This is a genomic window from Arenibacter sp. S6351L (assembly GCF_023016025.1).
GTDB lineage: Bacteria > Bacteroidota > Bacteroidia > Flavobacteriales > Flavobacteriaceae > Arenibacter > Arenibacter algicola_B.
The window spans coordinates 106550-128099 of record NZ_JALKBB010000015.1; the positions used below are offsets into that span (position 1 = coordinate 106550).

The 21550-nt window shown below is 38.6% G+C and carries 12 protein-coding genes and 2 tRNA genes; 6 read left to right on the forward strand and 8 right to left on the reverse strand.

The window, feature by feature from the left end; genetic code table 11:
• Nucleotides 1-133: 133 nt before the first annotated feature.
• The 5 genes from MWU82_RS13490 to mutS all read right to left on the reverse strand — a co-directional run bounded on the left by MWU82_RS13490 (nucleotide 134) and on the right by mutS (nucleotide 7995).
• Nucleotides 134-1390: a glycoside hydrolase family 88 protein gene (locus tag MWU82_RS13490; protein ID WP_247096770.1), complete on the reverse strand. Its 1257-nt coding sequence runs from the start codon at nucleotides 1388-1390 to the stop codon at nucleotides 134-136.
• A gap of 38 nt (nucleotides 1391-1428) precedes the next feature.
• Complete coding sequence (locus MWU82_RS13495) at nucleotides 1429-3747, reverse strand: glycoside hydrolase family 20 zincin-like fold domain-containing protein (RefSeq protein WP_247096771.1); 2319 nt, start codon at nucleotides 3745-3747, stop codon at nucleotides 1429-1431.
• Nucleotides 3748-5061: 1314 nt separating this feature from the next.
• Nucleotides 5062-5145: transfer RNA gene (locus MWU82_RS13500), tRNA-Leu, on the reverse strand.
• Nucleotides 5146-5176: 31 nt separating this feature from the next.
• Nucleotides 5177-5252 (reverse strand) — tRNA-Gly (locus tag MWU82_RS13505).
• Between the two features lie 166 nt (nucleotides 5253-5418).
• Complete coding sequence (gene mutS, locus MWU82_RS13510) at nucleotides 5419-7995, reverse strand: DNA mismatch repair protein MutS (protein ID WP_247096772.1); 2577 nt, start codon at nucleotides 7993-7995, stop codon at nucleotides 5419-5421.
• Between the two features lie 209 nt (nucleotides 7996-8204).
• On the opposite strand from mutS, the gene MWU82_RS13515 reads away from it, so the two are divergent.
• Nucleotides 8205-8735: an RNA methyltransferase gene (locus MWU82_RS13515; RefSeq protein ID WP_247096773.1), complete on the forward strand. Its 531-nt coding sequence runs from the start codon at nucleotides 8205-8207 to the stop codon at nucleotides 8733-8735.
• 202 nt (nucleotides 8736-8937) lie between these two features.
• Here the strand turns inward: MWU82_RS13515 and folK are convergent, their stop codons facing one another.
• The gene (folK, locus tag MWU82_RS13520; RefSeq protein WP_247096774.1) at nucleotides 8938-10083 is read right to left on the reverse strand and encodes a 2-amino-4-hydroxy-6-hydroxymethyldihydropteridine diphosphokinase; all 1146 of its coding nucleotides are present in this window, start codon (nucleotides 10081-10083) and stop codon (nucleotides 8938-8940) included.
• A 185-nt stretch (nucleotides 10084-10268) separates the two neighbouring features.
• On the opposite strand from folK, the gene sppA reads away from it, so the two are divergent.
• Nucleotides 10269-12029, forward strand: a complete 1761-nt coding sequence (sppA, locus tag MWU82_RS13525) for a signal peptide peptidase SppA (protein ID WP_247096775.1) — start codon at nucleotides 10269-10271, stop codon at nucleotides 12027-12029.
• A 304-nt stretch (nucleotides 12030-12333) separates the two neighbouring features.
• Complete coding sequence (locus MWU82_RS13530; protein ID WP_247096776.1) at nucleotides 12334-13209, forward strand: alpha/beta hydrolase; 876 nt, start codon at nucleotides 12334-12336, stop codon at nucleotides 13207-13209.
• Nucleotides 13210-13313: 104 nt separating this feature from the next.
• Here the strand turns inward: MWU82_RS13530 and MWU82_RS13535 are convergent, their stop codons facing one another.
• Complete coding sequence (locus MWU82_RS13535; protein ID WP_247096777.1) at nucleotides 13314-15392, reverse strand: DUF5723 family protein; 2079 nt, start codon at nucleotides 15390-15392, stop codon at nucleotides 13314-13316.
• A gap of 135 nt (nucleotides 15393-15527) precedes the next feature.
• Between MWU82_RS13535 and MWU82_RS13540 the strand changes: the two genes are divergently transcribed.
• Both MWU82_RS13540 and MWU82_RS13545 read left to right on the forward strand, forming a co-directional pair.
• Nucleotides 15528-16253 (forward strand): queuosine precursor transporter, encoded by a 726-nt coding sequence (locus MWU82_RS13540; protein ID WP_247096778.1) that lies wholly within the window; start codon nucleotides 15528-15530, stop codon nucleotides 16251-16253.
• Between the two features lie 327 nt (nucleotides 16254-16580).
• Nucleotides 16581-19322 (forward strand): AsmA family protein, encoded by a 2742-nt coding sequence (locus tag MWU82_RS13545; protein WP_247096779.1) that lies wholly within the window; start codon nucleotides 16581-16583, stop codon nucleotides 19320-19322.
• Nucleotides 19323-19480: 158 nt separating this feature from the next.
• On the opposite strand, the gene MWU82_RS13550 is transcribed toward MWU82_RS13545, so the two are convergent.
• The gene (locus tag MWU82_RS13550; protein ID WP_247096780.1) at nucleotides 19481-20368 is read right to left on the reverse strand and encodes a MerR family transcriptional regulator; all 888 of its coding nucleotides are present in this window, start codon (nucleotides 20366-20368) and stop codon (nucleotides 19481-19483) included.
• Nucleotides 20369-20519: 151 nt separating this feature from the next.
• On the opposite strand from MWU82_RS13550, the gene MWU82_RS13555 reads away from it, so the two are divergent.
• Nucleotides 20520-21550 (forward strand): fasciclin domain-containing protein (locus MWU82_RS13555; RefSeq protein ID WP_247096781.1); only part of this gene is annotated, 1031 nt, incomplete at its 3' end.

The window sequence follows — 21550 nt, forward strand, 5'->3', positions numbered from 1 at the left end:
ATCAAAATGACAAACCAAAAAGGGGAATATTCATTGCATAAATTCACCTAGTTCTTTGTCTAGAGCTAATTGTTATTCTTAATATTCATTTTAGTGTTCAGAGATCTAAACAATTGGCCACTACAAATTAGGGCTAGTTCAATACCTTCTTTTTACGACGAATGGACTCTAGAAAATAATAGTCGGCGTAAACAAGTGGGGCGTTGATTTCAGCACCATGAGGTAAACTGCCTACGCTATGATTCAAAATAAAGTAGTTATTTTCGTTATCAGTGTTCATATAGGTAGACGAAGCCAGTGATTCGAGTAATTTAAAAGCTTTGTTCTTGTATTTCTCACTATTCTCTATGTTGTATTCTGCCAATTCAAACAATGCGGAACAAGTTATTGCTGCCGCAGAAACGTCTCGCAATACTACAGGGTATTTTTCTGGATCGTAATCCCACTCCGGAATTAATTTAGAATTCGTTGCGTCATAATCCCAATATGGCACCAAATCTTCAGGTAAATTGGGATGATTTAGGATGTAATTGGCTATATTTTCCGCAAATTGCAAAAATTGTTCATCTTTAGTATATCGATAGCACGTAATAAACCCGTATAGTCCCCAGGCTTGGCCACGAGCCCATGAGGATTGATCGACAAATCCTTGATTTGTTGCCTTATCTAGCACATTTCCCGTAATGGTATCATAATCAACAACATGGTAACTGGAAAAGTCTTTCCGGTAGTGATTTTGCATTGTAGTCAATGCGTGTTGAACTGCAATATCTTTAAAGGTGTTGTCCCCACTTAAACGAGTTGCTTCAAAGAGAAGTTCCAAGTTCATCATATTGTCTATGATGACAGGAAAATACCATTCTGTCTCTCCGTCCCAGGCCTTCTTTCGATTCCATGATTTAATGCTCTTGGTAATCGGGTTGTATCTTGTGGTTAGTGATTTAGCTGCATTAATAATTACTTTTTCATACTCTTTAATTCCAGCTAGACGTAAACCGTTACCATAACTACAGTTAATAATAAAACCAATATCGTGGTCCTCAGTGTAATATTGAACAGAATCCAATGCTTCGGTCCATTTTATAGCTCTTTTCCTCCATTTGTCATCACCAGTTAGATCATATAGATACCAGAGGTTTCCAGCAAAAAAACCACTTGTCCATCCGTAAATTCCAACTGTTCTTAATTTGCCATCTTCTGTAATTGTCCTTGGAATCCTTGTAGGATCATTGTTTACAGCATTTATTGAATTTTCAACTTGACTTGTGATATAATCAATTTCTTCATCTGAGTTAACAACGTTCTTTCTACTGTGGCAGGAAGCAGAAAGTATTATTATTGTCAAAATCAAGGTGAAATTGATGAATTTAATCGTTCTACAAATTATCATATTAGGTTATTAATTAAAGTAAAAATTCAAAAATTAGTTTAATCTTCCAATCTTTTAATAGTCAGTCCTTTAAGGCTTACCTTGTTTATTTTGGCATAATTTTCAATGATGTGGCCTAATTTATTTTGCCATTCTTCAATTTTCATTCGTTCAAATGGGGCCAACATATACTCTAAGCCAAGCCTGCGATCTGCAAAATGGTCCTTAACATCATCGTAAACATGTACAAAATTTCTCCCATCAACACTTCTACCTTCCTTAAATCTAGTTTTGTACCAAACATCCGTAAAATCACTCCACATATTTTTTTCCTCCTGTATTATTTCTCCGACCAATCCGTGTGCCTCAATCATGAAGCTCACAGCCTTTTGGGAATCACCGGTCTTTCCTGCTTGAATTAAATAATCCTCGACTTTTGCAAGGTTTAATGCTGTGTTTATCGTGTATCGTTGAAGATATGCAATGGAGAGTAGGACCTCTATATTATATTGGTTGCGCTCTACTCTAAAAAGACTATATGAAAGTAGATCGATTAACCTGGCATTTTTCTGGGACATCTTTAATGCTCTTTGTAGTTTTTCCCCATATTTTAATCTAAAAATAGGTTCTATGCTAACGTTGTCCACTGAAGGAAGACTTGGCATTTCAAGAGTAGGGTCAGGGTAGGCTCCACCTATTCCCTTTCCATAGGAACTTCCGTAACGTATATTTCTCTCCTTAGAAGGGGTAACCTGATCCCATAAGTCTTCATAAAACCTTGCACCCTCTTGAAGGAGGCGATAGCTTTCGATCATTTCGGGACTATTATAACCATAATATATATTCATGAAATCAGTTATACTTTGCTCGATGGTCGGTTTGCCATTAGACCACCCATATTGAGTTACAATTGCCCAGCCAAGCCAAAATGTTTCGTTGTGAAGACCTGCATCGTCCCATGCCGCCGCAAAAGTTCCAGTTAGCTTTGCTCCTTTGGCCAATACTCTAGGAATATCATTGGAGGCATCAATTAATCTCCCCTTTATTTTATTATTCTTATATTCAGTAGGAAAATAATTCGGAAAAAGATGTTCCGCTCCCTGCATTGAGCTATAGGAGAGTTGTTTTATACCAGCTTTATTTTGATTTTCTATCCAGGCAGCATCTCGATTAGGGGTCATGATACCGTCAATTAACCCAGATGGCAATTGGGTAATATGCTCGGTTAACAAAGGGTACTCCACCCAGGCTATTACTTCTCTATCTCGCTCTTTCATCCATTTGTGTACTCGATTTACATAATCTACCCAAATCTGGCTTCGATTTATTTCATTATATTCATCCTTACATTTACCACAAATTCCTGCGTAATATACCTCATCCGTTGATGCGAAAAAATATTTCACGCCCGGTGTTGCATCGATCATGTCTTGGTACATATCAAAAATCAATTGCATTGCTTCTTCATCACACATGCAAATATGATAATTACTTTCATCCGACTGAAGATGCTCAAATTCTTTATGTTTTAGTACGAAAGTCATATGTGAAGGTGCCTGAACATTGGGTATTAATTGGATATAACGTTCTAGAGCATAAGAAGTCAATTCGTGCATTTCAGATTTTGTAAAAGCTCCGGGGGCTCCTATGATTGGATGACTGGGATACTCGTACTTGTCTTCCATTTCAAAGGCTATGGCATTTACTTTAAAAAAGGCGGCCCAATCAATGTAACGCTTTAATGTTTCAATATGATCCTGGTGATGTTTGGTGTCCCAATGGATCACTCTAAGATTTAAACTAGGCCAGTCAGTTATAGTGCCTTCAGGTAATTTAAAGCTGCCATTAGAAGTTGGGCGTAGAAGTTGAAGTAAACTTTGAACACCATAGAACAAACCCCATTCCGTATTTCCTGAAATACGAACAATGTTCGGTTCTATCTCTATTCGGTATGCCTGTTTAGCTTGTTCGGAGTCCAAATTTTCCATAATGGGTTCCGAAACTAACTTTAAAATTATCTTTCCCGTACCGGTTTCGTTGAAATTAAGTTGATGGAGTTCTCCAGCTCCTAACCGAAGTCTTTTTAGTGTAATGCCTTGTTCATCTAAAGAGGTGTTGATGCCCCAGCTTTGGTCTATAAAAACACTTTGCCCTGTGAGTAGGGTTTTCTGTGGAGCGGGTATAAGACTATATCCTAAGCCACTAAGGTCATTGGAATAACCCGAAAACGTGGTGATCCACAAAGAGGCTACAAAAATAAATAGGACATTAGGTGGGCTAAACCTCCATCTATCCGCTGTAGTCTTGAAGTGGTCTATATAGTTTTTTAATTCAACAATTAAACTATTAGGTTTGGATTCGATTTTTAATTTTTTCATAATACATAGCTATTTTATATCAACTCGAACAAATTAACAAATAATAATAATAAAAAACAAAATTTCTTACATATCATTATTTAATTAGTTTTTTTATCAATTTATCAATTGATGGAGTTAATTGTATTTGCCGATAGCAACAAAATTTCTGATTCGTAATCATTGTAAGGCAATATCTTGTGGATATCCCTTTTAGCAGGTGATTTAGATAAACGAATGTTAAATAAAGATGTACTGGCAGGTTTAAACCTGGTAAAGGAATTAGTTTTATTATTTTTTGGAGGGATGGGTCATTAAATAGGGTATCGAAATTTTATTTATTTGCTGTTAGGTGTTGAAACGTATGATTTTTCCTGATATAGTAATCCGTGCAGCAATTCATTTTTTTAGCTAAAAAATTTGGCACATATTGTTTATTTTATAATTAAAGTGCATGAAATATTTACGATCTTTAAACAGTTTGTGCCAATATGCCTTGTGTAAAATCATGTTGGCAAAAATTGGTAGATAGTTCTAATATAAATGGCCTAAACAAACTAAATGGGTTAACTGCTTTTGAATTGATGACATAATGATGAGCTTTATGGGGGGATTATCGCAATATTATGAATGTCAAATTGCCAATAAAGGAAACAATATAAAGCGAAAACTAGAAAACCTAAATCCTTAGCTGTGGCCACGAAATTTGTAGACATTAATTATAACCCTGATACGGATTTTAATAAGGTCGATAAAATTCAACACCCTACTGTTGAACATAACAAGGGTATATTTCTTGGGATGCCAGAGTGAATGCCATTTTTTATAAAGTACCTTCCTGGTTTTAATGAAATATGTTTCTGAATTGGCATGTTTCGAACATCCGGTATTGGGAATATTGAAATGTTCGTAAAAATTTTATTGGTGCAGAATTGATCTACCTATAATGTTCTAATATTAACTGATGTGGAGCCGCGCATTTATTGGGTGCTGCCTACTTATACCTGTCTGTTCGATCTCAAAAGCCTTTTTGAGGGTAATGTAGATATAATTCAATCCGATATTTTTACCTCTAACATGATTAAAAGAGGCTCTAATGTGTCCGTTTACAAAGAAAACTTTGGAATAAACCTGGTTAAATAATGAATTTTTGAGATCTGAATTGATTTTAGTGCTGGGTATTGATAAAACCTTCACATTAAAATGAAATCAATTGAACATGTTTGATATCAAAAAGTTCAAGTTGCAACATGAAAATCCAAAAAAATAAATTGTTGTACCTATGTTGTACCTGAATAAAAAAAGCCAGCTCTAAAAAAGCTGGCTTTTCCTTTGTACTCGAGGCGGGACTTGAACCCGCACGGACTAATGTCCATTGGATTTTAAGTCCAACGTGTCTACCAATTCCACCACTCGAGCCTAACTGCTCAGAGCAGTAGAGATTTTACAATGGAGCGAAAAACGGGATTCGAACCCGCGACCTCCACCTTGGCAAGGTGGCGCTCTACCAACTGAGCTATTTTCGCAATTTAAAAATGAACGTAGCATCCTTTTCAGATGCGGGAGCAAATTTAATATAATTCTATAAAAAGCAAAGAACTTTTCACTAAAAAGAATCAAAATAATTATAATACGCCCAAGGTGAATATATTAGATGGGATTTATAGACCAAATGGCTCCCCGGTACATCCCCTAAGCATTTTTCTTTTTAGTGAGCAAACGCTTAATTTCATTAAGTTTCATCAAAGCTTCCACAGGGGTTAAGGTGTTGATATCCAGATGGGTGATTTCTTCTTTAATCTGTTCCAATAGAGGATCGTCCAAATTAAAAAAGCTTAGTTGCATTTCATTTTGGACCAATTGCAGTTTATCGGAAAGCTCTTCGCTGGAATGTGATTTTTCCAGTTTCTTAAGGATTTTATTGGCTTTGTGGATTACCTGTTGCGGCATACCGGCCATTTTGGCCACGTGTATACCGAAACTGTGCTCACTGCCGCCCGGGGTAAGTTTTCGTAAAAAGAGCACATTGTCCTTTAGTTCTTTCACCGAGACATTGTAGTTCTTTATACGTGTAAATGTGGAGGTCATTTCATTGAGCTCGTGATAATGCGTGGCAAATAATGTTTTCGCTTTGGCGGGATGCTCATGTAGATATTCCGAAATGGCCCAAGCAATGGAAATGCCGTCATATGTGCTGGTGCCCCTGCCTATTTCATCCAAAAGTACCAAACTGCGTTCAGATAGGTTGTTTAGAATGGAAGCGGTTTCGTTCATTTCCACCATAAAGGTAGATTCTCCCATAGAGATATTATCACTGGCACCAACCCGTGTAAATATTTTGTCCACATAACCAATTTTGGCAGTATCGGCCGGTACAAAACTTCCCATCTGGGCCAACAACACAATGAGGGCTGTTTGTCTTAATATGGCCGATTTACCACTCATGTTGGGGCCGGTGATCATAATGATCTGTTGCTCATCCCTATTTAAGGTAACATCATTGGATATGTAGGCTTCGCCCAAAGGCAATTGCCTTTCAATGACGGGATGCCTGCCTCCAATGATGGATAGTTCGGTGGAATCGTCCATGTCCGGGGAAACATAATTGTTTTCCTTGGCCAATTGGGTAAAGCCACAGAGGCAGTCCAACTGCGCAATCTGAAAGGCATTGTTTTGTACAGGGGCTATGTATTCCTGCATCCAGACCACCAACTGTGAAAACAACTGCTGCTCCAAACTTAGAATGCGCTCTTCTGCCCCTAATATTTTGGCTTCGTATTCCTTGAGCTCTTCGGTAATATATCGTTCGGCATTGACCAAGGTCTGCTTTCGGATCCAGTCCTCGGGCACTTTATCCTTATGGGTGTTGCGAACTTCTATATAGTAACCAAAGACATTGTTGGAGGCTATTTTCAGGGAACTAATACCCGTGCGTTGGGTTTCTCTTTCCAACATCTTATCCAGATAGTCCTTGCCGGAAAAGGCCAGTCCCCTAAGTTCGTCTAATTCTGGGGAATAGCCCTTGGCAATGGTACTGCCTTTCAGCATATTTACCGGTGCTTCCTCGCTGACCATTTCTTTGATCTTGCTTCTCAGCATATCGCAGGTGTGCAATTGATCCCCAATAAGGTTAAGGGCTTCGTTCTTGCTTTTGGTGGTGATCTGCTTTATGGGGACAATGGCCTCCAAGGAATTTTTAAGCTGTACAACTTCCTTCGGATTTATTTTTCCCGTGGCTACCTTGGAAATTAATCTTTCCAGATCGCCGATTAATTTTATGCCGCTTTGTAATTTATGATGGGCGGCTTCGTTTTCGGTTAAATGGGTAATTACCTGATGTCTTCTTCGTATTTTTTCGATATTCTTCAAAGGAAGCGCCAACCATCTTTTCAACATTCTACCGCCCATGGGCGAAATGGTCTTGTCTATGACGTCTAAAAGGGTAACCGCATTTTGATTGTTGGAATGGTAAAGTTCCAGGTTTCTTATAGTAAACCGGTCCATCCAAATATGTTCCTCTTCTGCAATGCGCTGAAGGGTGTTGATATGCTGTAATTGCCTATGCTGTGTGTCTGAAAGGTAATGTAGTACAACCCCGGCTGCTACTATACCATGGGCCAAATGGTCTACTCCAAAACCTTTTAAGCTTTTTGTTTTAAAATGATTGGTGAGTGTCTCCAGGGCATAATCGTCCTGGAAGATCCAATCTTCTGTAAAAAAGGTATGGAAGTTTTTGCCAAAGACCTCCAAAAAATCCTTTTTATTAGCTTTTGACACCAATACCTCGTTCGGAGAGAAATTTTGGAGCAATTTGTCTATCTGTTCCTCATTGCCTTCCGAAGTTAAAAATTCGCCAGTGGATATATCCACAAAGGATATCCCCAATCTTTTTCGTCCAAAATGAACCGCACATAAAAAATTGTTGGTCTTGGCCGAAAGGATATCGTCGTTCATGGCCACCCCAGGGGTAACCAATTCCGTAACGCCCCTTTTTACTATGGTCTTGGTAAGTTTCGGGTCTTCCAACTGGTCGCATATGGCTACCCGTTGACCCGCTTTTACCAGTTTTGGTAAATAGGTATTTAGGGAATGGTGCGGAAAACCGGCAAGTTCTGTTCTGTCACCACCATTGTTCCGATGGGTAAGAATAATGCCCAGTATTTTTGAAGCCTTTACGGCATCTTCCCCAAAAGTCTCATAAAAATCCCCAACACGGAACAATAATAGGGCATCAGGATATTTCACCTTAATGGTATTGTACTGCTTCATTAAAGGGGTTACCTTTTTTGTTTTTCCCGAGTCTGCCAAAAGCGATTTTATTAACTTATTTTTGCATTCCTTTCCTAAACAACGAATGTAAGGTTTATCTACTGGAATGTACACTATTGTTGATATTTTGGGGATAACTTTATGTCGTTTTGGGCTAGGTAATGTCCTAGGGAAAGTTGGGGAAAGAGTGAAAATTAAAATTGGATTACATGCGAAAACTGGAGAATAGCGAATTGGACCGACTTAATATAGACGAGTTTAAACAGGTGGAAAAAACGCCGATTTGTATTGTGTTGGACAATGTGCGGAGCTTGAACAATATTGGGTCGGTATTTAGAACGGCCGATGCCTTTTTGATCGAAAAGATATACCTGTGTGGAATTACCGCAACCCCGCCACACAAGGAAATACATAAAACTGCATTAGGGGCTACGGATAGTGTTGCTTGGGAATATAGGGAGAGTACCTTGGAACTTTTGAAGGAATTAAGGGCAGAGGGCTATACCTCACTTTCTGTGGAACAAGCTGAGAATGCAGTTATGTTGAACGACTTTAAGGTAGAAGAAAATAAAAAGTATGCCCTAATTTTTGGCAACGAGGTAAAGGGGGTTTCCCAAGAAGTAGTCTCAGGTAGCGATCTGGTCTTGGAAATTCCGCAGTACGGTACAAAACATTCCCTTAATATTTCGGTTAGTGTGGGCGTCGTGGTTTGGGACCTCTGGGCTAAAATGAAAGGGTGAAATCAATTAAAAGAGGAACTTGTTTAAAACCAAAAACCCAACCGATTGGCTGGGTTTGGCAATATATAGTTTGAGTTAGTTAGTTTAAAACCTTAAAGTTTTTTGTCGAATTTTTTGATGTTCATTCGGCTCAAAACCAGTTTAATGGAGGCGCAAGTAAATAAATTGATTTGTCCTGTGCAAATAATATGTGAAAATTATCTTAAAATGAGAGTTTTACCGCATATTTCTGGATTTGGTCCAGAATCACTTCGTAATCGGCCGGGTTTGCCACAAAATCCAATTCACTAATATCCAAAACTAGATTATTTTGCTCGGGAAAACTCCTTATATAATCAAAATACCCTCGGTTTAGCTGCTCCAAATATTCTGGCGCTATATTCTGTTCGTACTCCCTTCCCCTTTGCTTTATATTCTGTAGTAGTCGTTCCGTGTTTTGGTACAGGTAAATGTATATTTTCGGCTTTTTTATCTCTTTGTACATTAGGTTAAAGAGCTTTCTGTACAGTTTAAATTCCTCTTCCTGAAGGGTGACCTTGGCGAAAATTAGGGATTTGTTGATGTCGTAGTCGCTTACCATAAAGTTCTTGAACAGATCAAACTGGGAAGTATCGTCCATAAATTGCTGATACCGATCGGCAAGAAAGGACATTTCCAAGGGAAAGGCAAACCTACCCTGATCTTCATAAAACTTGGGCAGGAAAGGGTTGTCCGCAAATCGTTCCATGACCAATTTTGCATTAAAATCCTGTCCAATCTTATGGGCCAAGGTTGTTTTTCCCGCACCAATATTACCTTCAATGGCAATATATTCCAATTGGGAGAAAAGCTGTGATCTGTTCGTATAAAGCTTATGGGGCGTTTTGGTAATATTGCTTTTATCCTTACATTCCTGTAATAGGTTTCTGGTATCCTTATTTAGAATTGGATGATAGAACTGCGGAGCTATGTCCGCCAATGGTCTAAGTACAAACCGTCTCAGTTGTAGGTTGGGGTGGGGAATGGTCAGTAAATCGGTATTTATTATTTCCTTATCAAAATATAGTATATCAATATCTACGGTCCTGGAAGAGTAGCCTGTCCCTTTATTCCTCTCCCTGCCCAACTTTGTTTCTATTTCCAGTAATTTCTCCAAAAGAGCGGAAGGGGTAAGTGTGGTTTCTACTGTAATGCACGCATTGAAGAAATTGTCACCTTCAAAACCCCATGCTGGCGTTTCATATACTGGGGATGTTTTTACCACTTCGCCCACACCGGCTTGGATTAAAAATACCACCTCCTGCAAATGGTTGAGTTTGTCCCCAAGATTGCTTCCAAGTGAAAGATATGTTGTTGCGGTCTTGTTCATAATAGGCGAGCAAAGTAAACAAAAGTAATTAACTTCATAAAGGGAAATACCAAAAACAGGGCCAATTTTTAATGGGCTTTCTTAAATTACGGATAAGGTGGTTATTGGGTATAAAATTCAACATTTATAATTGCAACAGTGCTACATTGGTTATCTTTGCAAGTTATTAGCAATACATACCAGGAATGAACTTTTTAAGAAATTTATTAGCTGCAATTATAGGATGTCTCATCGCTTTTGCAATCATGTTTGTCATGTTTCTTGTTTTAGCGGCCCTCATCGGTCAAGGTGAGGATACCGTAGTGGTCAAGGATAATTCAGTTTTGGAAATTCAATTGCAGACCCCGATCAATGATTATGTGGGAATGGACGAATCCAATCCCTTTGCCGGACTTTTCAATGTAAGCCAAGGATTGGACGATATATTGCATGCCATTCGAGTTGCCAAGGAAGACAATAAAATTAAAGGGATTAGCTTAAACAATAATGTGCTTATGGCCGGTTTGTCCCAAACACAGGCCATTCGGGATGCCTTGACCGATTTTGGTGAAAGTGGGAAGTTTATATATGCCTATGGGGACTTTTATACGCAGAAGGATTATTATTTGGCAAGTGTGGCCAATGAGGTATACCTTAATCCAGTTGGTGCCTTGGACTTTAAAGGATTGTCTACCGAGGTATTGTTTTTTAAGGATCTACAGGAAAAGTCTGGTATTAAAATGGAGGTCATTCGGCATGGGAAGTATAAGAGTGCGGTAGAGCCTTTTTTGGCCAACGAAATGAGTGAGGCCAATAGGACACAGATCAAGGAGCTGTTGGATGCTTTATGGCAATCCATGCTTACCAACATTTCGGAAAGTAGGGAAATCTCCGTTGAGGATTTGAACCATATAGCGGATACCTTGGGTACCCGGACCTCAAAATACGCAGCTTTATCAGGGTTGATCGATGAGGTGGTATATTTTGATGAATATGAAAGCATGATTAAGGAAAAGATGGGGGTAGAGACGGCAGAAGATATCAACTATGTTCCTATATCCGATTATATACGAACAGCCGGCAAGATAAGAATCAATAGTGGCAAGAATAAAATTGCGGTAATCTATGCCCAAGGTGAAATCTGGTACGGGGAAGGTGGCTCCGATGTAATTGGTCAAGGAATTATTAATGACGCCCTAAAAAAAGCTAGGGAAGATGAGGATGTAAAGGCAATAGTGTTGAGGGTAAATTCCCCTGGCGGTAGTGCATTGGCCTCCGATATTATTTGGCGCGAGATCGAAGTTACCAAGCAATCCAAACCAGTGGTGGTTTCCATGGGCGATGTTGCTGCTTCGGGAGGTTATTACATTGCGGCGGGAGCCGATAAGATTTTCGCAGAACCTACTACCATTACGGGGTCTATCGGAGTTTTTGGAACTATTCCCAATATAAGTGAACTGGCCGAAAATATAGGTGTCAATGCAGAACAGGTGGGGACCAATAAAAATTCGGTGGACTATTCACTTTTTGAACCTATGGGCGATAATTATAGGAGCAATGTTCTGGAGGGGATCGAGGCCACTTATGAAACATTTTTGGAGAAGGTGGCCCAGGGCCGTGGAATTACCATGGCACAGGCCGATAGTGTTGCCCAAGGTAGGGTATGGAGTGGGGTAGATGCCAAGCGTTTGGGACTGGTAGACGAATTGGGCGGACTGGATGAGGCTATTGCAGCGGCTGCTAAAATGGTGGATTTGGACAACTATGGAATAAGAAAACTTCCTAAGTACAAATCGGATTTTGAGAAGTTAATGGAAGATTTGGGAGGTGCCACAACCAAAAGCAAGGAAAGCATTATAAAAGAAGAAATCGGTGCAGAGGCATATGCCATTTTAAAGGAGATAAAATCCGCGATGGAAAATAAAGGGGTTCAGGCCAGAATGCCTTTTACCTTGAATATCAAATAGAAAAAATTTAATCCAAAAAAGGATTGAGCCCAAAAGACCGTTCAAAAACATTTGGACGGTCTTTTTTTTGATTATAAAATGTATTGATGTCTTCTGTCTTAAGAACTATTATCGTTACTTTTTCCCTATAGTTTGAGATTTTTCAATTCGCTGGATAACCCTTCTCTGTAATCATCATCCAAAGCATTATTTTAAATTTTGTTGTTCGACCAAAATCACATCTTTATGCGATTTCGGAAAGAGATTATGTTCTTTAGGTTTAACACAAATTAAATCATTAGGTGCGATGACTAAAACAACTTTGATGTGTATATTTTTTTTATGTTCCAGTTTTGTTTCCTTAGGACAGAAATCATTGGATGAAATTAAGAAGGAATATGACAGTTTAACAATTAACAGTAATTATGGCAACAATCCGGATACCGGAAAATATTATGACATCCGGGGCTTTAAAATGTATTGCGAAACTTATGGTGAAGGGCATCCATTGCTTTTAATTCACGGCAACGGAGCAAGTATCAGTGCTTTTGTTAAACAAATACCCTTCTTTTCAAAAAAGTATAAGGTTATTGTCGCCGATAGCAGAAATCACGGTCAATCTGTAGATAAGTTGGATTCCCTTTCCTATGAAATGATGGCAGATGATTACGCCGCCCTACTTTCGCAAATGAAAATTGATTCCGCTTACGTTTTGGGATGGAGTGACGGAGGTGTAAATGGTTTGCTATTGGCGATAAGACACCCCGAAAAAGTAAAAAAATTGGCTGTAACAGGAGCCAACCTGCAACCGGATTCTACGGCAGTTTCACCGGATGTATTGAAAAGGGTTGCCAAGACCTATAATATGTTTGAGAAAATGTTTAGTACAAAAGATGCTAAAACTCCACTGGATTCCATAGTTTATAAGTATATAAAGCTATTGGTGGAACAGCCCAATATAACAGTGGAGCAACTACATAATATAACCGCACCTACATTGGTTATCGGAGGAGATCACGATGTTATTAATCCAGATCATACCTTAAAGATATTTCACAATATTCCTAATTCATATTTGTGGATTTTGCCCAATTCCGGGCATTATACATTGGTGACCCATACAGATGAATTTAATAAAGTTACCGATGATTTTTTTACCACAAAATACAGGATAATAGAGGATAGGGGTAGGGAGTTTTAGTTTTAGAAACCTAGGTTTCGCATTTAAGCCTTGAAATTGCTATAATAAAAAGGCCGTCCCACTATTTGTGGAACGGCCTTACTCTATTTGGGTTTAATTATTTATTAGTTTTTCACCAAGTTTATTTCTACCCGTCTGTTTTCTGCACGCCCTGCTTTGTACATGTTGGTGGCTATAGGTTTGCTTTCTCCATATCCAATGGAAGTCAATCTAGAGCTGTTGATACCCTTTTCAATTAAGAAATTCTTAACGGCAAGTGCCCTTTCCTCCGATAGCTTTTGATTAAGTGGTACACTTCCGATACTGTCCGTATGCCCTTCAATGCTAAATTTTGCATTAGGGTATTCGTTAAGGATCTTTATAATATCTACTAGGACATTGGTAGATTCTATTTTAATGGTGGACTTGCCAGAGTTGAACAAAATAGTCTTGGCATACTCGTTTAGAGTTTTTTGAACCTCCTCGGTAACTTCTGGACATCCGTTGTTGGCAACCGTTCCAGCTACATCAGGGCAATTGTCATCCTTGTCCAATACACCGTCACCGTCCGTATCGGGCCAAGGGCATCCGTTGTTTTCCAAAACACCCGCTTCTTCAGGACAATTGTCGTCCTTATCCAATACACCATCATTGTCGGTATCTTCCCAAGGACATCCTTTGTTTTCTACAGGTCCTGCTTCCTCAGGACAGTTGTCATCTTTGTCCAACACTTGGTCGCCATCCGTATCTTTCCAGGGACAACCATTGTTTTCCACAGGTCCGGGAACCTCTGGACATCCATCAACCTTATCCAACACACCGTCCTCGTCCTTATCTTTTGGTCTGGATTGGTAAATAGGAATTTTTAATCCGGCATAAACATCCGCACCTTTGGAGTTGTCACTGGTCAAAACTGTTAAAATGGAACCAGAACCAATATACAGTGGCCCTGCCCTAAGGCCAGCTCCCCACTGGACACCTAAGTTTTGTACATAGCTAACGGGAGAATAAAAACTAAACCATTTGCTTTCGAACCTAGGGGTAAGAGATACAATATTGGCAATACTATTGGTATTGGTATTGCTTTTTGAAGTTATTGATAAATCGGTATTTAGATTCATATAAAAGTGATTGTTTATGTTCCAATCAGCATTTAGATGCAAGGCTGTAGGTAAAACTGCTTTTGATGCGTTTCCAGACCTGATTTGTGTGTAAAGGTTGTTCAACTTGTCCTCAAAACCTTCTTCGTTATCAAAATCGTCTTCGCTAATAGAATTGGTAATGTCATAGGCCTCTTCGCTCCCTTTATATTTAAGGCTACCCAAGTCCGTTAAGGATAGGCCAAATTTCAATTTGTATTTGTTGATGTCCTTTGGAGCGTAGGGATTGCCATCCTTGTCAGTTACTGTATAGTCTGCAAAATTGGGCCTCCATTCGTAAATGAAACCTAGGTCTACTCCAAAGCCGTCCGCACTCTTGACAAATTCGTAGTCTTCAAAATCGTTCGTAATGTTGTCACTGTTGCCATAGGATATTTCACCTTGGGAATCAATGCTTCCTGTGGTTCCGGAACCATCTGCATCATAATCTATAATTATATTCTTTCCACTGGAATAGGCGTTGCCATATCCCATTAGGTATTTTAAGGAGATACCTCCCTTAAGAAAATGTTGTTCCTCGTTCATTAGCACTGTGGCATAGGTGATTCCTGTTTCTGCCCAGGCATTGGCGCTCATCTGATAGTCGCCTTCGTTTACATTGAAATCTTCATTTTCGTCGAACTCATTGGAAATATTGTCATAGGTATCTCCATTAATATCGTTTACATTAAAAAATACCCTTCCCCTGGTGAAAACTGCCAATGAGTTCCTGGAATTAATGTTGAACATAAATGATGGTCCCAAGATATCAACATTGCCATAAGCATTATTTGCATTTTTTGGGGATTTTGTTCCATCATCATCAAAATCAAAATCGTCTTTAATAATGTCCCCGAATTTTGCACCATAATAGTCGTTTCCAATGAGTCCGCTAACCCCAATAAGGTTAATGTCCGTTTTAAACCTGGAATCAACAATATTCGCGGGATTGGAAATTAGGCCGTGCACCCCATTGTAATTGTCAGTTCCAAAACCAATGTAAGATTGGCCCTGTACCGTTGCGGCAATTAAAATAATGAATGCTGTTAAAATGCTTTTGTTCATGCTTAAAAATTTAGTTTATTTCTTTTTTATTGTTAATCGACCCCTGTTCTCGTAAATTTGGTTTTTTCAAGGGCCAAATTGTAGGAACGCTTTAATTGGGATTAAATTATAATATGTTAAAATTTTTAATTTTATATGGGGAAATCGGTCTTAAAGGAAGAGGATAAGAAGTTGGCTTTTAGGATTTACCTCTATTTGGGAGCTTTGTTCATTACCTCCTTGGTTGTTTCCAATCTAATTTTTCAAAAGTTTTTTTATTGGAGGCCTTTTGGGGATGTTTCGGTTTTAGGAGCTTCGTTATTTGAAATCTCGGTGGGTATTTTGCCCTATCCCCTTACCTTTTTGATTACGGACCTTATTTCGGAAATTTATGGCAGAAAAAAGGCAAACCAAATTGTTACTGCGGGAATTTTTGCATCCTTTTTTTCCATGGGGATTGTATTGCTGGCCAACTTGGTCCCTGCATTGCCGAATTCGCCAGTTAGTGATGAGGTGTTTAGCCATGTTTTTGCATTATCTCCAATTGCCGTTCTTGCATCAATGTTGGCCTATCTTTTTGCTCAGTACATAGATATAGGTATTTATCATTTCTGGAAAAAATTGACCAACGGGAAACATCTTTGGCTACGTAATAATTTTTCTACTTTTCTTTCCCAATTCATAGATACCTTTACGGTAGTGGGCCTTCTGTGTGTATTTGAAGTGTTGCCATGGTCCATGTTCTACGGACTCGTTGTCAGTGGTTTTATTTTTAAGGTAATTGTGGCCTTCTTCGACACCCCTTTTCTGTATTTTTTCGTATATCTATTTAGAAGGCGGTTTAATTTGAAAGTAAACCAGGAAATTGATCTTGAGGCATAATAAAACTTGCTTTTTGCTGTTCTAATCGAGTAGGCTAATATTTTAATTATAATATAGGTGAACTAGTTGGGGCGACAGTATTCAAATTGTGTTTTATTTCGATGTTAAATTTTGTTTAAACTAGGTGGGAATTTTGATTTTACTTGGTGATATATCGTAGAATTGCGTCAATATTTAAAGGTATACGTTTAATCTTATGGCCAATTTCTATTTAATATTGGACCATATGCCTAAATGTAAAAGAAAAGATTGCTCATAAAAGGGGTGAATTGCTCCTGTCCGGCCTAAAATTGATTGTATTGCTTATAATATTATAAATAGTAACAGATGAAAAAGAAAATTTTAAAGATTGTTGGTGGTTTATTTTTGGTAGTGATTTTACTACTTATTGCCGCCCCGTTTTTCTTAAAAGGTAAAATTGCGGGTATCATCAAGGATAAGGTAAATAATAGTATTAATGCTACTTTTGATTTCTCAGAGGCCGATTTAACTCTTTTCAGAAGTTTTCCCAATGCCACGATTACCTTGGATAAAATAACACTTATAAATAAGGCTCCCTTTGAGGGCGATACCCTTTTTGCCTCTAATAAGGTAACCTTGGACATGTCTATTAAGGAACTCTTTAAGGATGCCAATGAGCCCATTGCAATAAAAAGTTTAATCCTCGATGGTCCGTTGTTAAATGTAAAAGTGGATAAGGAGGAAAATGCCAACTATGATATTGCCATTAATGATGGAACTTCTCCAGACGTAACTGCGGATACATCCTCTTCCGAAGGAGGATTTACCTTGTCCATGGAATCCTACGCAATTAATAATGCGGCCATAAAATATGATGACCTTTCCAGTGGCATGTACTTTGCCATTACAGAAATGAACCATAGCGGTAAGGGAGATCTTTCCTTGGAAAATTCTGAACTCGACACAGAGACCAGTGGTTTGGTTTCTTTTGTAATGGATAGTACGCAATATCTGAACAAGAACCCGGTTCAATTAAAGGCCCTTATAGGTGTAGATTTAAAGGAAAGCAAGTATACCTTTTTAAAGAATGAGGCCATGGTAAATCAACTGGCCTTGGTGTTTGAGGGGTTTGTGAAATTGAATGAGGACAACCAGGAGGTAAATATTAGCTTTAAAACGCCTTCTTCCGACTTTAAAAACTTTTTGGCAGTTATTCCAGAGGCTTATTCCAAGGATATTGCACAGGTGTCCACAACTGGAAACTTTACCGTTGCCGGTGAATTTAAAGGGATTGTGGATGATGATCACATTCCCCAGTTCAAAATCGATATAAATTCTGATAACGCCTCCTTTAAATATCCTGATTTGCCAAAATCGGTCCGAAACGTATTTATAGATACCGAAATTTCAAACAATACTGGTATTACGGAAGATACCTATGTGGATATCCGTAAGTTATCCTTTATGATAGACGAGGACAAATTTAATATGGTTGCCAAAATAAGTGACCTTATGGGTAATACCAAGGTGAATGCCAAGATAGATGGTAAGATGAATTTGGCAAATATCTCCAAAGCTTATCCGGTGCCGGCCGATTTAAATTTAAAGGGAATTTTAAATGCCGATATTTCTACTGCTTTCGATATGGCATCCATAGAAAAAAAGAAGTATGAGAATACGAAGACCAACGGTACCCTAAATTTAAAGGACTTTGAATATAAGTCAGATGAATTCCCCAACCCTATTATTTTAAAAAGTACTTCGGTTACTTTTAATCCGGCCACGGTAACCCTAAACAAATTGGAAGGGGCAACTGGCAAGACCGATTTTGATGCCTCCGGGACCATCAATAACCTACTGGGATTTATGTTCAACAATGAAAATGTCGAGGGCAACTTCAATCTAAAGTCCAACACTTTTGCCATTAATGATTTTATGGTGGCTGAAACAACTACTGGGAACAGTGGGGGAGAAAAGGGGTCTCCAACGACATCCACAGAGGAAAAAATAAAGATACCTTCCTTTTTGGATTGTACCATAAATGCTAGCGCCAACACTGTAATTTATGACAATCTTACCTTGAAAGATGTCAAAGGAACTCTTCGAATTAAGGACGAGAAGGCAATTCTGACCAATATGACATCTTCTATATTTGATGGTAAATTGGCCTTGAACGGTGAGGTGTCCACCAAGGATGCTACACCTACCTTTGCCATGAAATTGGGGATGGAAAGTTTTAAGATTGCGGAGACCTTCAAGGCCTTGGAAATGTTTAGGACATTGGCGCCTATAGCTAAGATTCTTCAGGGAACTTTAAATTCAGATGTACAGATATCAGGAAGTTTAAAGGATGATTTTACTCCCAATTTAAATACCATTTCCGGTAATATTTTGGCCGAGTTGATGACCAACCAAATTGATGCCAAAAGTGCACCTTTACTCAGTGAACTGGATAGTAAGCTAAGTTTTTTGAATCTTGAAAAATTAAATTTAAAGGATTTGAAAACGGCATTGACGTTCGAGGACGGTGTGGTAAAGGTTAAGCCATTTACGATTAAATATCAAGATTTTGCCATAAATATAGCCGGTAGCCACACTTTCGACCAAAAATTGAACTATGCGGCTACTATTGAAGTGCCTGCCAAGTATTTGGGAAAGGATATTAATAACATTATAACAAGGATTGACGAAAAGTCATTGGAAAATTTAACTATCCCCGTTACTGCCAATATTGGCGGAGGTTATACCAATCCTACAGTTACTACAGACCTTACTTCTGGCATAAAAAATCTAACGGCACAGCTTGTGGAGATCGAAAAACAAAAATTGATCAATAAGGGTAAGGACAAGGCCAAGGATTTTATAGGTGATCTTATTGCAAAAAACCAGAAAGCTACGGACTCTACCAAAAAAGAAAACCAGGAGAAAACCCAAGATGTCATAGGAGGTCTTTTGGGAGCTGCCACAAAAAAAACGGATTCTACCGTAAAAACAGATTCCACTACTACGGCCAAAAAGGAAGCTCAGAAAGAAGTAGCTAAAAAAATTATAGGAGGACTATTTAGTAAGAAAAAGGAGGAAGAAAAGAAAAAAGATAGTGTGCAGTAAACAACTTCTAGAAGGTCTAAAACCCTAAGTGAAATATTTAGATTGGCTTTAGGCCGGAAATTTATGGGTGCAAACTAAATCAGAGGAAGTAGTATGCACCTATTTAATGTATGGCTAAAATCGTTGTTACATTGGTTAAACCGATCTGAGGGAGGATCCTAATCCTGAGCTGATGATATAACTTCCTCCAAAACTGTAATTAAATCCTTAGGACTTTTAAGGTAGGTTACCATATTATCATTGTTTTCAGTTTCAAGATTAATTGGACTTCCAGAGAACAAAAGTGGTGTTTTGGTCTCCGATGATAATCTAAGAACCTTGTCTTCAACCACGGAAGGGGTTGTGGTAACAAAAAAGGTTAGTAGATAATTGGGGTTTACTAACTCGGCCATGGTCTTTACATTATCATAGGGCACATTCTGTCCCAGGTAAAAAACCCTCCATCCTAGTTGTTTGGCAATAAAGTGAGCCAATAATAGGCCAATCTCATGATTTTCGCCTTCGGCCAGAAACATTATTATCTTTGGAGCATTCTTTGGTGCAATAGGTAGTAAATCTATGGACGAACATATTTTTTGACGGATCAGGTTGGAAACAAAATGTTCCTGTGCCGGCATAATTTTATTGATACCCCAAAGAACTCCAACTTTATGTAGAAATGGATAAATTACCTCGGTAAAGGTAGTTAGAATGCCATTTTTTAATACCTGGGATTTGATAATGTTGTCAAATTCCTGTTCATCCAAATTAATCATACTCAATACCAAGGCCTTCACATCAGCGTCTTGGTTAGACTCGATCAAGGCGTCTTCAATCATTTTGTTAATTTCTTCGTCCGTCATCTTGCCTATAGTAGATAAACGCACACCTTGACTTCTTAGGATACTTATGTTTAATAACTTCTTTAATTGAGCATCCGTATAGAACCGGATGTTGGTTTCCGTTCTTTCCGGTACTAAAAAATCATATCTACTTTCCCATTTTCTCAGGGTATGTGAATTGATACCTGTTAGTGAAACTACCTGCGCCATGGAATATCTGCTCATATTGCTGTCTAATAAATTACAGGGTAAAGTTAAACAAATATTTCAGAGGAGGAGGCTTTTAAATGTTTTTGTCTAAAAATTTATACAAAAAAGTTGGACAAAGAAATTAAATGTTTATATTTGTCAAAGTATTAACCTAAAATAATTAGACATGAAAAGAATTGGCATTTATTTTTTAGCATTATTCAGTTCTATGTTATTTGTTGTGTCATGTAGTAATGACGATGACAATGACATAATTGATGAGCCCACTTTGAAGACCATTGTGGAAACAGCTCAGGATACAGACATTTTAAGTAGCTTGGTTGCTGCTTTGGCAAAGGCGGATGAAAACGCAGATTCAGATTTGATAGGAGCATTGAGCGGCAATGGTCCCTTTACGGTTTTTGCACCGACCAATGGTGCTTTTACTGCGCTATTGGCCAGTCTGGATGGATTTGATAGTTTAAGCGACTTCGATACTCCTGAGAAAAGGGAGATCCTTGCTGCTATTTTGAAGTACCACGTAGTAGTTGGAGCAGCAGCTACTTCCGGTTCTTTGACCAATGGTCAAGAATTTACCACTCTGCAAGGTGAAAAAATTACTATCAGAATTGACGGCGATGTTTATATTCAAGATCCGACCGATACGGATGCAAAAGTGGGGCCTGCGGATGTTTCGGCTTCCAATGGTATAGTGTATGTTATAGATAAAGTTTTGATCCCTCAGGAAGTTTTGGATGCCCTAAACCCAGAACCAATGCCGAACATAGTAGAATTGGCAATGGACACAGACTTTTTATCACTTTTAGTTGGAGCTCTTGTACAGGCCGATGCCGGTTTGGTAGACCTGTTACAGACAGATGGTCCCTTTACAGTGTTCGCACCTACCGATACCGCCTTTGCGGCCCTATTGGATGCTTTGGGTGATGATTACAACAGCTTGGCCGATTTTGACACTACTGAAGAAAAAGCGTTGTTGGCACAGATTTTAAAATATCACGTAGTTGCCGGAACTGCAGCCTTTTCGGGAGATTTGTCCAATGAACAAATGATAGAGACCGCCCAGGGAGAATCCGTAACGGTAAGTTTGACTGGTGGAGTTTTTATTCAGGATAAAACCGATGTGGACGCAACTGTAGCACCAGCTGATATCGCTGCTAGTAATGGAGTAGTACATGTAATTGATAAAGTATTATTGCC

Coding starts and splice junctions, on each gene's coding strand:
- MWU82_RS13490 (WP_247096770.1), bottom strand. CDS start 1,390: ATGATAATTTGTAGAACGATTAAATTCATCAATTTCACCTTGATTTTG.
- MWU82_RS13495 (WP_247096771.1), bottom strand. CDS start 3,747: ATGAAAAAATTAAAAATCGAATCCAAACCTAATAGTTTAATTGTTGAA.
- mutS (WP_247096772.1), bottom strand. CDS start 7,995: ATGAAGCAGTACAATACCATTAAGGTGAAATATCCTGATGCCCTATTA.
- MWU82_RS13515 (WP_247096773.1), top strand. CDS start 8,205: ATGCGAAAACTGGAGAATAGCGAATTGGACCGACTTAATATAGACGAG.
- folK (WP_247096774.1), bottom strand. CDS start 10,083: ATGAACAAGACCGCAACAACATATCTTTCACTTGGAAGCAATCTTGGG.
- sppA (WP_247096775.1), top strand. CDS start 10,269: ATGAACTTTTTAAGAAATTTATTAGCTGCAATTATAGGATGTCTCATC.
- MWU82_RS13530 (WP_247096776.1), top strand. CDS start 12,334: ATGTGTATATTTTTTTTATGTTCCAGTTTTGTTTCCTTAGGACAGAAA.
- MWU82_RS13535 (WP_247096777.1), bottom strand. CDS start 15,392: ATGAACAAAAGCATTTTAACAGCATTCATTATTTTAATTGCCGCAACG.
- MWU82_RS13540 (WP_247096778.1), top strand. CDS start 15,528: ATGGGGAAATCGGTCTTAAAGGAAGAGGATAAGAAGTTGGCTTTTAGG.
- MWU82_RS13545 (WP_247096779.1), top strand. CDS start 16,581: ATGAAAAAGAAAATTTTAAAGATTGTTGGTGGTTTATTTTTGGTAGTG.
- MWU82_RS13550 (WP_247096780.1), bottom strand. CDS start 20,368: ATGAGCAGATATTCCATGGCGCAGGTAGTTTCACTAACAGGTATCAAT.